The following is a 13,498-nucleotide window of genomic DNA, read 5'->3' as shown; positions in this document are numbered from 1 at the left end:
AAATCTTTATGTTACCTAGTTTTTACCATTCCTGCGGTTCATAGTTTAATTCTCTAAATAATTGAGTTTTCTCTTTTTTAGATAAATCTCTCCATTGTCCAGGAGGGAGGTTGCCTAGATGAATATTCATGATTCGGATTCTTTGCAGTCTGTAAACTTCGTAGCCTAATTCAGCGCACATGCGGCGAATTTGACGATTTAGACCTTGAGTTAAAATGATTTGGAAATCAAATTTAGATAATTGTGTTACTTTGCAAGGAAGTGTTTTTGTCCCTAAAATTTTGACGCCCTCTGACATTTTCTTTACGAATTCAGGAGTAATGGGCTTGTCTACAGAAACAACATATTCCTTCTCATGCTTACCTTCTGAACGAAGAATCTCGTTAACAATGTCGCCATCGTTCGTAAGAAGTATTAAGCCCTCTGAGTCTTTATCAAGGCGGCCAATATTAAATATTCTTAATGGATGGTTGACCAAATCAACGATATTGCCCTTTACGCCTTTTTCTGTTGTACTCGTAATGCCTACAGGTTTATTTAAAGCAATATAGACATGATTCCTTGCTACCCGGATGGGATTGCCGTTAACAACAACATGATCTCCGGGATTTACTTGGCTGCCGATTGTTGCACGTTTGCCGTTTATCGTTACTCTTCCTTCGGCAACTAATTTATCTGCACCCCGTCTAGAGGCTACGCCAGAATCGCTTATATATTTATTAATACGCATATGATCACAACCTTAATAGAGGATTGTTTATTAGATTAATTAACTATACTTTATTTTAAGAATGTTGCACAACCATAATTAAGTATGTTGGCTTTGATTGGTTATCTCGAAAAAAATAAAGGCTAACTATACACAATTTATATTTATATAGTTCAGCCAGTAATCGGATTTTTATACAAATATTAGTCTCAGTATAGCATGAAATGAATCCTAACTTTAAGTTCAACTATTTACGTATTTTCCCAAAAACTTCGCTCATCGTTCGAATTCCCATTTGGATGTCATCCTCGCTTAGATGAGAGAATCCGAAGATTACTTTTGATTGAGAGGGAGGCAGATTGTAATAGTAATCAGCACGTTCCCAAGTTACTCCCTCGTTTGCACATTCCATTTCAAATTGCTGATATTCAGTTTGCGAATGCTTCCAGCTGCCGAATAAGTGCAGTCCGGCGTGGGTGTCTATCCAATCAAACGCATCAAACTGGTAGTGTGCTAATGAATGTTTGAAAACCTCGTATTTTTGAGTATAGGAACGATTCAATTTGCGCAGATGGCGTTCAAGCCTTCCTGTTTTAATAAAATTGGCAGCCGCCATTTGCTCGATTATCGAGGTTGTGTACTCTCCGAATAAATTACGGGCCTTTAAAAATTCAGGAACAAGATCGGAAGGGAGGATCGCATATCCAATTCTTAATGAAGGAAGAATATTTTTCGCAAAGGTTCCTAAATAAACAACTCGGTCTTCGTAATCTAATACTTTTAAGGGCTCAATAGGCCGGCCTTTTCTTTGAAACTCACTATCATAATCATCCTCAATAATAATGGCGTTGTTTTCTTTGGCCCATTGCAGCAGCTTTAAGCGTTCCTCTAACTTCATGATATGCCCTGTTGGAAATTGATGACTAGGGGTCACATAAACCATCCGGCTGTTCCAATCACTTACCATCATTCCTTTTGGCTCAATTGGTACGTGAATCAAGGAAGCACCGGCAGCAATAAAATTCGCTTGAATCGATTGAAAGGAAGGATCTTCAACAATGACCTGATCGCCTGGATTTATTAATAATTGGGATAATATCCCGATCCCTTGCATGACTCCGTTAATAATCACAATATCCCTTGGGTTTGAGGACATTCCGCGCGTACGATATAGATAAGCAGCGATCGCCTCTCGCAGTGTGAGCAAGCCTTGTATATGATAATCCTCAGACTTCATTAAGAAATCGACGTCTCGCGTTGCCTGGTAAAGTGCATTTTTCCATTCTTCTACTGGAAACAGGCTTATATCTGGCGAAAAACCTGAGCCACTAAAATTTATTTCCCCTTTTTTTGAGGGCCTTCTTTCATCGGTAGGAATCCGTAATCCCCAATCTGAAAGGCGGAAACTCTTATTCGATTTTTCCATTAAACGCAATTTTTTTGGAGAATAAGCGACAAATGTTCCACTTCCTTCAATAGAAGAGACATATCCATCTGCAAAAAGCATTTCATAAACCTGTTTTATCGTATTTCGGTTAACACTATATCTTTTCGCCATTTCCCTGCTCGAAGGAAGCTTCATCCCTACTTCTACCTTCCCATCTAGAATCAATCCTTTTAAAAAATGATAGATGGTTTGATATTTATATGGATACTTACTATTTTCGATATCTAAGGTTGAAAATAGATCCATAGAAAAACCTCTCTCTTTGTTAAAAAATTGGGCTAGTAAAATTATAACAAATTGGGTCTTTTTTGGTATCCAAACTTTATTTAAACTTTAGAAAGAATTTATTTTTTAAAGGGGATAAAAGAAATGAACTTATATGTATTGATTTATGATGGATATGCTCACTTTGAAGCAGATTTAATTGGATGGATGAAAGGCCGTTCTGACAAGCTAGTGACTGTTTCTTTGGGTGGTCAAGAGATTCATAGCGCAGAGGGCTTTATTATGAAACCTCATGTTACGATTGATGAAGTCGATGCCAACGATGTAGATGCGTTTATCGTTCCGGGGGGCGATTCTCCTTCTATTCTTGGAAATGAGAAACTGCAAGAGCTGCTAAAAAAGCTGGACGAGAAAAATATATTAATAGGTGCTATTTGCTATGGCCCACTATTGTTGGGGGAATCCGGAATTTTAAAAGAAAGAAAGTTTACTACAACGGTAACGTCAGATTTGGAATTATTTAATACATTTGAAGGCGGTAAGTTTGTGGATGAAGGTGTAGTCGTTGATGGCCATATTGTAACCGCAAAAGGCGAGGACTATGTTGACTTTGCATTAACTGTCTGCAGGCTTGCCCAAGTTTCAAATGAAAATAACTTAAATTACTGGGCTAATTTTTTTCGAAGCAAGGAGTTAGTGAATCAAGGATGAGTAAGAAAAAGGCAGCTATCATTGGAATTGGGGCTTTAGGAAAAGGTATAGTGAAAGTCTTTGCGGAGCACCCATTGGTAGAACTTGTTGCTATTTGTGATATTAATTCGGAAAAAGTTGATCAATGCGCTTCTCTTTTTCATGTTGAAGGATTCACGAATCATCTGGAATTATTGGAACAGACAGATATTGACATGGTGTATGTTGCCGTTCCGCCAAAATGGCATCATGATATTGCAGTAGATGTCATTCGCGCCGGAAAACATATTTTATGCGAAAAGCCGTTAGCAAACTCATTGGATGAAGCAGAAAATATGTTACGCTTAGCAAAAGAATACAATATAGTTCATGCAATGAATTTTCCTCTAAATTATTTACATAATACACGTAAGTTTGAGGAGTTGTTGCTCGACGGATATATAGGGCAGTTGCGTAAAGTTGATCTTCAAATGAAGTTTCCAACATGGCCAAGACATTGGCAAGAAAATAGTTGGATTAACACCCGTGAACAAGGTGGCTTTGTATTCGAAGTAGCAGGACATTTTATTCAACTGATTCAACGGTTTTTCGGTCCAATTAAAGATGTAAAGAGTGAACTGGAATTTCCCGAAGATCCTCATCTTCCTGAAACGGGAATCATATCAACTATGCGCTTAGAAAATGGAGTTCCAATCATGTTCAATGGCATTAGTGGGACAGCAGGTGTAGAAGAACAGCATCTAAATCTTACAGCCTATGGTACGGAAGGTACATTATCTCTTATTGACTTAATGAGATTGAAAGCTGGAAAGACTGGCGAAGAGTTCCTAGAGGTTAAAATTGAAAATAACCATTTTTGGAATGAATTAATTAATGAGTTTATAAAGGCGATTGATGGAAAAACTAGTGAATTATACGATTTTCAAGTTGGCTATGATGTTCAGGAAGTACTTGAAGCACTTCGTAAATAGGATAAAAAAGTGAGTGATGACACTCACTTTTTTGTGTAAAATCCCTATTCAAATGTCCCTTTTACAACCGGCACTTTATTCTCGACCATTACTTTCCCTTTGGCGATGACCGTATTAATTTCGAGAGTCTCTTTATCTAGTAAAACGATGTCAGCATCTGTTCCTTCCTCGATGCGGCCTTTGTTTGAAAGCTTAAGCACATTCGCTGGGTTTAATGTAATGACTTGCAGTGCCGTTTCTAACGAAATCCCCTCTTGGATGACAGCATCTCTTACTTCCTTAAATAAAGAGGAGACTTCTGCTACCTGAAGACCAACTAATTCTCCCCTTTTGTTAAAAGACGGCAGACTGCCTTGGCCATCAGACGAAAAAGTAATATTCTCTAGTGGCACACCGGCATCAAGCATTTGCTTCAGCCCCTTGCTGCATTTCACTTCCCCTTCTTCAAAAAACTGCGGGACGGAACTCGTTGTTAGATCAACGTAACCACCGTTTTTGGCATATTGAATGCCTGCCTCAAACAGTTCTTCATTCCGGTTAATATGGGTTGGATGAAAATGCGAAATGGGAATATTCGTCTTCTCAACCACTTCTTCGAGTAAAGAAAGCATGTCTTTCCCATCCCCGACATGAATTTCAACAAGGCCGGCCTTGCCTGATAATAATCCGCCATTTCGGGCAGCGGTAGCAATTTTTGCGATTTCATCGACCGTTGGTTCAGAAGACCGATGATCGGCAATGGCAATTTCGCCTACCCCGATAATTTTGTCAATAAAAATGAGATCTTCTTCGATCTTGTTCGTGATTGTTCTTACTGGAAGCTGGTATGAACCTGAATGAATATAACATGTCACGCCTTCTTCCTCTAAGCCGTTTGCTTTTGCTAGCAGGCTTTCCATTCTTCTTGTCGTCCCGTCTGTACCAAGAAGACCGACAACCGTCGTAATGCCCGCAGTGGTTACATCTGTTAACATCAACTCCGGTGTACGGGTTTTGAAGCCGCCCTCGCCGCCTCCCCCAATGATATGAACGTGGGCATCGATAAATCCGGGAACAACGATTTTATCCGTAGCATCGATAACCGTAATCGGAACGAAATTGTCGGGCTGTTCAATCAGCTCTCTTATATAACCGATTTTACTATCAACTAGTAAAAGATCTTTCGTGCCTAAATAATGAGGTGCATACACTTCCCCATTTTTAATTAAAGTAATCATGATAATCTCCTCCTACGTTACACTCTAGATGAACACATCTTAAAACGGACCATAATTGATAAAATGTGCTACAACGACTGCAATTAAGCCAATAATAAATTGAATAATGACTAATGGCAGAACCCATTTTGCCCATTTCGTCCATGGAATCCCGGCGATGGCTAATCCAGCCATTAAAGTCCCGGCAGTTGGGAAGATAATATTTCCGATTCCATCAGCAAATGAAAACGATAGAACAGCTGTCTGTCTTGTAATATCAAGCAAATCAGCGAGCGGTGTCATGATTGGCATCGTTAACATTGCATGGCCGCTTCCTGATGCTAAAATAAAGTGAATGACCGTTTGGAAACTATACATGCCCATAACACTGAATGTTCCCGGTACATGCTTAATCGCTTCTGAAACACCGTGAAGCATCGGGTCGACAATATGTCCTTGGTTTAAGACAACTAACGTAGCACGCGATACCCCAATAATTAACGCACCCGTTATTAAAGCAGCTGAACCGCTCATAAAGTTTTTCACAAGATTATCAATAGAAAGTCTGCCAATAATACCAATCACAATCGTTAAAATAATAAATAATGCCGCAATCTCGGATAAATACCACTCGTATTTGATAACTCCATAGGCGAGTACTACATAGGTTAATAGAAATGCACTAAGAATAAGCTTGTGCTTTGTTGTTAAATTCACTTTTGATTGCAGCAGCTTGTCGGCAGCTGACTTATCGTAGTTCCCATAAAAACCTAATTCAGGATTTCGTTTTACTTTCATTGCATAACGATAAACAAAAATTACAGAAACAAGATAAACAACAACAAATAAAATTAAGCGTAAGCCAATCCCTGAGAATAATGGCAGTTCCGCAATCCCCTGCGCAATTCCTACTGTAAATGGATTCATTACAGCTGTTGTAAAACCTGCTGCCGCACCGAGGAGCACAATCGCCATCCCTGTGATCGTATCAAAACCAAGGGCGATGGCGAGCGGAATTAATAAAGGTATATAGGCTAACCCCTCTTCCGCCATCCCCATTAATGATCCGCCGGCTGCAAAGAACAGCATCATAATAGGAATTAACAGTTTCTCCCGCTTCGCAAGTTTTTGCGCCATTGTCGCAATTAAGACATCAATGGTCCCAGTTGCACTAAATACACCAAAAAATCCGCCAATGATTAATACAAAGAAAATAATACCGCCGGCTTCCACCATCCCTTTATGAATGGCTTTTATCATATCAAATGGATTAACTGGTGAAGATTCTGTCCATGTGAATGAATCCGCTAGGACCGTTGTTCTGCCATCCACTTCTACTCTGGTGTATTCCCCCGCTGGCAAAACCCACGTTAAAATCATCGCTATTACAACTACTCCGAATAATAATGCAAAGGCATTGATTTGTAACGGCTTCTTTTTAGGTGCGGCAAGAGGTTCCAGCTCCTTGTTCACTTGACTCATTAAACCATCTCCTTTTTTAATTTTTTTGTACATTTTATTAATATGCAAATAGTGTGCCAATTTATAAATCTAATAAATTCAGAATATTTAATTATCACAAAGCCACTATTGGTCTTTTTTGGTCTATTTTGGTAAGATAATAGAACCAAAAGCAACTAAAAGGGGGGCTCTATCATTAAACAATCACTCACCTTAATCACAGGAAGCAAGCAAACAAAACGAGTTTTACATGAACAGCTGCATCAGTTATTAGGAGATTATGTCCAAATTGAAGCCTACTCCTCTGATGAAGGACTCCCCACGCAATTGTCAGATGATTTCTTTTTATTCTCATCCGAGGTGACAAGACTAGAAGCGAATGAGGCGTGTCAGATGACTGGTAAAGAAATAATGGTTGGAAAACGGACAATCCATCACCGATTTATCGGCCAGCTGTTAAAAATCCCGGTAAATTCCGAAGTTCTTATTGTCAATGATGATGATTCCGCTACGATTGAAGTGATTGAATCGCTTTATCAGCTAGGCATTGATCATTTACGGTTCATCCCATTTAAGAAGGACCAGATTTTTTATGAAAATATCGATATTGCCATCTCTCCTGGTGAAACTCATCTTTGTCCGCCATCTATTAATAATGTAATTGATATTGGAGTTCGGCTATTTGATATGGCAACCATTTTAAAAGTAGTAGAGTATTTTTGTTTAGGTGAAAAAATCTCGTCAATGATTTCAGAAAGATATATTCGTAACATCATTGATTTACAGAGGGAGCTATTATTTGCGGAACAAAATGCAAAGCAAATAAAGCTGCATATTCAAAACGTTGTCAACACTGTCGATGACGGCATTTTAGCGATCAATAAACAACATCAAGTCACCGTTTTTAACCGGCGCTTAGGAGCCTTGTTTCAGCTTCCTGTAGATGAAGCCATCAATAAGCAATTGAAGGAAGTGTTCGTTCAACAAGAGCTTATCGACTTTATCTTATATGGTAAGGAAAAAAGTAAATTTTTTACGATTTACGGAGTGGATCTTGTTGTTTTCCGTCATCAAATGGAAATGGAAAGCACCATTGTGGCAACGTTTAAAAGTATTCATCAAGCTTTTGAAGTTGGAAAAATGGCTCAAAGAGAATTGAAAAACAAAGGCTTTTACGCCAAATACGACTTTGATGACATCATTGGGATACACCCGCTCCTCATAGAAACGAAACAAATTGCCAAAAAACTAGCACTCTCTGAGCACCCCATATTAATTCAAGGGGAGACAGGAACGGGAAAAGAATTATTCGCTCACTCAATCCATCTTCATTCAATGCGAAAAAACGGACCATTTATTGCTATTAACTGTAGCGCCTTAAGTGAAAATTTACTTGAAAGTGAATTGTTCGGCTACGAGGAAGGGGCTTTTACCGGTGCGCAAAGAGGAGGAAAAAAGGGCTTATTCGAATTAGCGGATAATGGAACGATTTTTTTGGATGAAATTGGCGATATTAGCTTTACTGTCCAATCCCATTTATTGCGAGTTCTTCAGGAGAAAGAATTACGGCGAATCGGTGGAAGTAAAGTCATACCCGTAAATGTTCGAGTAATTGCAGCAACAAATAAGGACATTCAACAAAAATCAGAAGAGGGCTCATTTCGTTCAGATTTATTTTACCGCTTGAACGTTCTTACACTTTCTGTCCCTCCGCTTCGAGCTCGAATAACAGATATTCCGTTATTGGTCAATCACTTTATCACGAAAAGTGGGAAATGGGTTAAGGTTGAAGAGAATCTCCTAGAACAGCTGAAAAAACATGAATGGTTAGGCAATATCCGTGAATTAAAAAGCACGATTGATTATATGCTCACCATCTGTGATGGAAATAAGATTGAACTGAAAGATATTCCTCACAATCGCCTTCAAAAAAGTAAGAAACAAGAGAGCGTAACGTGCTATTCACTTCCTAATAATTTATTAGAAATACATGAATATAAATTAATCCTCGAAACAATTAAACATTGTAATGATAATGGTAAACCGGCAAGTCGACAGCATATTTCAATGGTTACCGAGGAAGAGGGTCCTTTCTTATCGCCACAGCAAGTTCGCAGACGATTGGATTACCTTGAATCTAAAGGCCTCATTACGAAAGGTCGGGGAAGATCCGGTACAAAAATTACGACAAGCGGGGTTGAGTACTTACACCAGCTTGGATTACATGCAACAAACAGCGGGGGATGAAGGCGCCCCCACTGAATGAAGCTTTACTTAATAACTACTAGATTAAAATCAATATGTCTTTTCAGGAGCAAAATGGCCAATACCCTTTAATTCATAGTCAAAGAATTGAAGAATAAGTTCATTTTCCGTTTCAATGCAATAATATTGCTCAATGTCTGCTTTTCCGCCTTGAATAACGTTTGCAAGGATAGGAGAGAAAAGCGGTAAATCTGTTAAGCTTAAATGTTTTGCTCCTTTAAAATGTACTGTATAAGCATCCTTGAAGTGTTCATTATCAGCTTTGTTCGCTACATAAGTAGAGTTGCTATCGAGCTGGTCCCAAACATCGTCTGAATAAATGTTAAAAAGAGGTGTCTTGAAATCTTCATCTCTCGCAACAAAATCATTGATGTCTTTCTTATAAACAAGGTCACTAAAGAACGGAGCATCAATATTGACAACAGCATCGATATCACTGCGCTGTCTGCCTAGCCAAACACTTGCAGCGCCGCCCATTGAGTGCCCGAATACACCAATTTTCTCAGTATTGATAAGCTGATAAATAGGGTCGTTGTCACTTTTGGCTTTTGTAAGAATCGTATCAATCACAAAATTCATATCATCTGTTCGCAGCTTCATCCATTTTTGAATAAGTCCATACACTTCTTCGTTCGTGTACACACCGTCTTTGTTGGCATTGGCGACTTCACTTTTATACTCGTCATTCATCAAAGCCGTCTTTCCGTCCTCTGAAGCGGTATAGAAGGAATGATAAGGGTGATCGATTGAAACGACTACATAGCCATGGCTTGCAAGCTCTGTATAAGTAGAGGTATTGCTTGTCTTAATCCCAGATGCCCCATGAGAGAACACGAGTAGAGGATATGTTTCATGAGCGTTTTTAGGATACCAAAATTCTACATTTACAAATCTGTTGTCACCGTTGTCGGTAAATTCTTCGATACGGTTTTTATCGGTATAAGTGTAAGCAGCCGTTCCAACTTCATATTCACCTGTCACTTTTGGTGACTTGTGCTGAGGAAATACAATAGCAGGAGTGAGTGCAAACACGAATACGAATATCATCATGATAGATTTCCAAACAACTTTAGAAGCTTTGAATGTTTTTGTATTTGTTTTGTTACGGATAAGAGAAACCGTCGCTATGACCGCTAATATGAAAAGCAGCCCAGCCAGCAATATCCAGCGGAAGCTCCACTCAACCACGGATGTAAGGGTAAGCAGGATAAATGCTATAAATATAGCAATTCTTATCCAATTTTTCATTTTTTTATGGTTTTGCTTCGTTCCGAGACAATAGGCAGAAAAAGCAATCTCTAAAATCAACGTGATAACTAATAGTATAGTTCCCAATGTAATGCACCTTCTCTTTTGAATTATGTTTGTGAAATTATCATAAAAAAAAGGAGAAAGGATGTATATAGAAAAACGGTAAGTTGTAGCTATAAGCAAATAAGATGCAAAAAAGGCGGTAAGCACCGCCTAATTATTTGTTCCGAACACCTTCAGCTTTATGATTTAATTGACTGCATCTTACGCATCTTTCTTCAATGCCTTTAATTTTTCGTTGATGATTTGGGCTTCCTTTTTATCTTTTTGCCATGACAGCAGGCGAACTAGGAAATAAATTACGGCAATTTGCAGTGTCAGAATGCTTGCCTCTAATGCATTGTTCACAATACCGAAAATGCTGCCAAGGGAAATCAATAAAATCTCCAGTGTAAAAAAATGAATGGCCATTTTAATACGCATTTTCTTCTTAGTTTCATCATGAGGGGAATACAAAATAAATCCTGTCAATGCACCTAAAAATGCAAATGCCATAATGATATAAATCGACTTCAAATCAAAGGGCAAATCGGGATAATACATTTGCCGCAAAACTGTCATGATTATGATGATCGATGCGAAGATGATTAAGAAATTCTTCATAGTCTTTTGTACAAATTCAGTCAGGTTCATAAGTATCCCTCCTTTTACAATCCAAGCATTTTTTTCAGTACAGGTACATACTGTCTGGATACAACAGCACGTTCCCCGTTATCAAGCACTGCTTCGAATCGGCCGCTTAAGGAAGGATAAATAGACGAGATCTTGGCTATGTTCAAAATCGTTGATTTCGATGCACGAAAACAGTTTTTTTCCTTGAGTAATTTCTCTAGCTCATAAAGCTTTTGTTTGACCTCAAAAACGCTGTCCTTGCAGTAACTAAAAACCTTACCGTCAACTGCCTCGAAATAATAGATATCACTAAGTTTAATACGATGAACTTTATCATTTTGATATCCGAGTATATTGAGGTCCTCGGTTTTTAGCTTGTTGACGATTTCATATATTTCTTCATCTACCTCATGACACCTAATGAGGATTTCTTCTCCAAGCTCTTTGCTTATTTCTTCTACTGAAATTTTCATATTATCACCCACGAAAATTCAAATATAATCCTTTATTTATTTTATCAGATTATTATTTAGCATTGAAACTATGATATTTAGCCAGGGGCTATTCATTTTATATTCTATGAATAAGAGTATTAGGACCTAGTCATTATCCAGAAATAGGATTAAGATAAATAAAAAGAAACCATGAAAGACATGGAGGAAGGTATGGAAGATAAACTGAAAGATTTGAATTGGATTGATAAAGTATTTAGTGGAATACGGGTAATGTGGGTGTTATTGTGGATTATCATTTTTGCTTCTAATGGAGTATTTCACGAAACAGTGATCCCATTTGAATTTTTGTTATTATGGTTAACACTCTCCTATATTTTACCCCAAATATTTTTGTTGCCTGCTGCGCGATCATACTTAACTTACTACTTATTAGAGTTTTTTTTATCAGGAAGTCTTTACGTTTATTTATTATTAATTGTCGGGTCGGACTCTTCTTTAATATTAATCCCCTTTATTAGTCTTGGATTATATTTTTCTCGCAGTTTAATATGGCTGGCTGTGACCGGACTTTTAATGATGATCCCGTTTGCCGGCTTTTATTTGCAAAGTGAATCGTTGATCGTGCTTTTTACACATATATTAAACAATATCATTGCATTAGGAGTTGGTTATGCATTTAATAGAATTTACTTTCTATTAAGGGAAAATCAGAAGCAATATTTATTAATAAGAGATCAGAAGGCGGTTTTGGAACAGTATGCAAAAAAGGTTGAAAGTTTAACACTGTTAGAGGAACGGAACCGGATGGCTAGTGAGCTGCATGATACAACTGGCCATACTTTTACTTCTGTTATTGTAGGGATTGATGGCATTATTGCTAATCTGAAGCTTTCAGATACTGAAAAGGCATTGAATAAGCTGCAGATATTAAGAGATTTGACTAGAAAAGGTCTTGATGAAATTAGGAAAACGATTCACATGATGCCAGGCTCTGAAGAGGAAGAATCATTACTTTGCAGATTGACATCATTGGCAAATGATTTTGAAGTACATACAGGTACAATCGTTCATTTCAAGTGCTATGGACAAGAGCGGGATCCTAGTTATCATGCGCAGCATACAATGATGCGCTGTCTGCAAGAAGGTCTGACGAATGCTAAAAGGCATGGAGAAGCTCAAAACATATATGTCACATTAGAATATGGAAATGAATCGATAGCTTTAACAATTCGAGATGACGGAAAAGGGGGCGAGGACATCGAATTAGGTTTTGGATTAAATGGCATGAAACAAAGACTACATTCGTTAAATGGCTATTTACATATTGCTGCCGCATCCGGTTCTGGCTTGGAAGTTACATGCAAAATACCAATTCAAGGGGATTTCTAATGAATAAGATTAAATTACTAATCGTGGATGACCAAGCTATCATTCGTGAAGGACTACAAGATATCTTTCTATTAGATGAAGACATTCAGGTTGTTGGTTTAGCAGAGAATGGTGAACAGGCTATCCAATTTTGTGAGAAAGAACATCCGGATACTTTGTTAATGGACGTTCGTATGCCAGTTTTGAATGGAGTTGAGGCAACGAAGATCATTAAAAACAGGTGGCCACATATTAAAATAATAATCTTAACAACGTTCCAAGAAATTCAATTTGTGACGGAAGCATTAAAAGCAGGAGCGGAGGGTTATCTTCTAAAGGCTATTGATCCAATGGACTTGATATCCGGGGTTAAACTGATTTCTTATGGCGGGACATTCATCTCAAAGGAAATAGCCAATTTATTAATTGATCAGATGAATCAACCAAGCAAAAGGAAAATGACCGAAGAAAATGCAGCTAAAAGATACGGTTTGACAGAAAGAGAAACAGAAGTATTGCGCTGTTTGGCAGAAGGAATGAATAATGCAGAGATTTCTTCTCATTTATTCTTATCTGAAGGAACTGTTAAGAATTACATCTCGAACATCTATGCAAAGCTTGACTTACATGACCGCTTAAAAGTAGCTAGAAAAGCAGTAGATGAAGGGATGGTATGACTGCAGTCACAAACATTCTTAATGCCCTTATGTTATGACTGCAGTCACTACTCTGAACCCAATATATATCGGATAATTTGCTAGACGATATGTAAAGGGGAAGGATTCATG

12 protein-coding genes are annotated in these 13,498 nt (G+C 38.1%); 5 read left to right on the top strand and 7 right to left on the bottom strand.

Annotated features, from left to right (window positions below):
• Nucleotides 1–22: 22 nt before the first annotated feature.
• Together rluF and pdxR are read right to left on the bottom strand one after the other, a co-directional pair.
• On the bottom strand, nt 23–730 hold the full coding sequence (rluF, locus tag H0173_RS17070) for a 23S rRNA pseudouridine(2604) synthase RluF (protein ID WP_221847720.1): 708 nt from the start codon (nt 728–730) through the stop codon (nt 23–25).
• Nucleotides 731–956: 226 nt separating this feature from the next.
• Nucleotides 957–2,402, bottom strand: a complete 1,446-nt coding sequence (gene pdxR, locus H0173_RS17065; RefSeq protein WP_221847719.1) for a MocR-like pyridoxine biosynthesis transcription factor PdxR — start codon at nt 2,400–2,402, stop codon at nt 957–959.
• A gap of 123 nt (nt 2,403–2,525) precedes the next feature.
• Between pdxR and H0173_RS17060 the strand changes: the two genes are divergently transcribed.
• Together H0173_RS17060 and H0173_RS17055 are read left to right on the top strand one after the other, a co-directional pair.
• The gene (locus H0173_RS17060; protein ID WP_221847718.1) at nt 2,526–3,092 is read left to right on the top strand and encodes a DJ-1/PfpI family protein; all 567 of its coding nucleotides are present in this window, start codon (nt 2,526–2,528) and stop codon (nt 3,090–3,092) included.
• A complete protein-coding gene (locus H0173_RS17055; protein ID WP_221847717.1) occupies nt 3,089–4,042 on the top strand; it encodes a Gfo/Idh/MocA family protein in 954 nt (317 codons plus the stop codon). Before H0173_RS17060 ends, H0173_RS17055 begins: the two co-directional genes overlap by 4 nt.
• 44 nt (nt 4,043–4,086) lie before the next feature.
• Here the strand turns inward: H0173_RS17055 and iadA are convergent, their stop codons facing one another.
• Both iadA and H0173_RS17045 read right to left on the bottom strand, forming a co-directional pair.
• On the bottom strand, nt 4,087–5,259 hold the full coding sequence (gene iadA, locus H0173_RS17050; RefSeq protein WP_221847716.1) for a beta-aspartyl-peptidase: 1,173 nt from the start codon (nt 5,257–5,259) through the stop codon (nt 4,087–4,089).
• Between the two features lie 39 nt (nt 5,260–5,298).
• Complete coding sequence (locus tag H0173_RS17045; RefSeq protein ID WP_221847715.1) at nt 5,299–6,720, bottom strand: YfcC family protein; 1,422 nt, start codon at nt 6,718–6,720, stop codon at nt 5,299–5,301.
• A gap of 171 nt (nt 6,721–6,891) precedes the next feature.
• Here H0173_RS17045 and H0173_RS17040 point away from each other — a divergent pair, with 171 nt between their 5' ends.
• Complete coding sequence (locus H0173_RS17040) at nt 6,892–8,946, top strand: sigma-54 interaction domain-containing protein (RefSeq protein WP_313770666.1); 2,055 nt, start codon at nt 6,892–6,894, stop codon at nt 8,944–8,946.
• A gap of 48 nt (nt 8,947–8,994) precedes the next feature.
• Here H0173_RS17040 and H0173_RS17035 read toward each other — a convergent pair whose 3' ends face one another.
• From H0173_RS17035 to H0173_RS17025, 3 genes are all read right to left on the bottom strand, one after another.
• Entirely contained in the window at nt 8,995–10,299 is a 1,305-nt protein-coding gene (locus tag H0173_RS17035; protein ID WP_221847713.1) for an alpha/beta hydrolase family protein, read from the bottom strand.
• A 180-nt stretch (nt 10,300–10,479) separates the two neighbouring features.
• Nucleotides 10,480–10,908 carry a DUF3021 family protein gene (locus H0173_RS17030; protein WP_221847712.1) on the bottom strand — a complete coding sequence of 143 codons (429 nt, stop codon included), beginning with the start codon at nt 10,906–10,908 and terminating at the stop codon, nt 10,480–10,482.
• 14 nt (nt 10,909–10,922) lie between these two features.
• The gene (locus H0173_RS17025) at nt 10,923–11,360 is read right to left on the bottom strand and encodes a LytTR family DNA-binding domain-containing protein (RefSeq protein ID WP_221847711.1); all 438 of its coding nucleotides are present in this window, start codon (nt 11,358–11,360) and stop codon (nt 10,923–10,925) included.
• 192 nt (nt 11,361–11,552) lie between these two features.
• On the opposite strand from H0173_RS17025, the gene H0173_RS17020 reads away from it, so the two are divergent.
• Together H0173_RS17020 and H0173_RS17015 are read left to right on the top strand one after the other, a co-directional pair.
• Entirely contained in the window at nt 11,553–12,731 is a 1,179-nt protein-coding gene (locus H0173_RS17020) for a sensor histidine kinase (RefSeq protein WP_221847710.1), read from the top strand.
• Nucleotides 12,731–13,387 carry a response regulator transcription factor gene (locus tag H0173_RS17015; RefSeq protein ID WP_221847709.1) on the top strand — a complete coding sequence of 219 codons (657 nt, stop codon included), beginning with the start codon at nt 12,731–12,733 and terminating at the stop codon, nt 13,385–13,387. Before H0173_RS17020 ends, H0173_RS17015 begins: the two co-directional genes overlap by 1 nt.
• Nucleotides 13,388–13,498 lie beyond the last annotated feature (111 nt).

It is taken from the genome of Bacillus sp. S/N-304-OC-R1, assembly GCF_019749375.1.
In the GTDB taxonomy this organism is placed as follows: domain Bacteria; phylum Bacillota; class Bacilli; order Bacillales; family Cytobacillaceae; genus Cytobacillus.
This window is presented reverse-complemented; position numbering and strand designations above follow the sequence as displayed.

Coding starts and splice junctions, on each gene's coding strand:
- rluF (WP_221847720.1), bottom strand. CDS start 730: ATGCGTATTAATAAATATATAAGCGATTCTGGCGTAGCCTCTAGACGG.
- pdxR (WP_221847719.1), bottom strand. CDS start 2,402: ATGGATCTATTTTCAACCTTAGATATCGAAAATAGTAAGTATCCATAT.
- H0173_RS17060 (WP_221847718.1), top strand. CDS start 2,526: ATGAACTTATATGTATTGATTTATGATGGATATGCTCACTTTGAAGCA.
- H0173_RS17055 (WP_221847717.1), top strand. CDS start 3,089: ATGAGTAAGAAAAAGGCAGCTATCATTGGAATTGGGGCTTTAGGAAAA.
- iadA (WP_221847716.1), bottom strand. CDS start 5,259: ATGATTACTTTAATTAAAAATGGGGAAGTGTATGCACCTCATTATTTA.
- H0173_RS17045 (WP_221847715.1), bottom strand. CDS start 6,720: ATGAGTCAAGTGAACAAGGAGCTGGAACCTCTTGCCGCACCTAAAAAG.
- H0173_RS17030 (WP_221847712.1), bottom strand. CDS start 10,908: ATGAACCTGACTGAATTTGTACAAAAGACTATGAAGAATTTCTTAATC.
- H0173_RS17025 (WP_221847711.1), bottom strand. CDS start 11,360: ATGAAAATTTCAGTAGAAGAAATAAGCAAAGAGCTTGGAGAAGAAATC.
- H0173_RS17020 (WP_221847710.1), top strand. CDS start 11,553: ATGGAAGATAAACTGAAAGATTTGAATTGGATTGATAAAGTATTTAGT.
- H0173_RS17015 (WP_221847709.1), top strand. CDS start 12,731: ATGAATAAGATTAAATTACTAATCGTGGATGACCAAGCTATCATTCGT.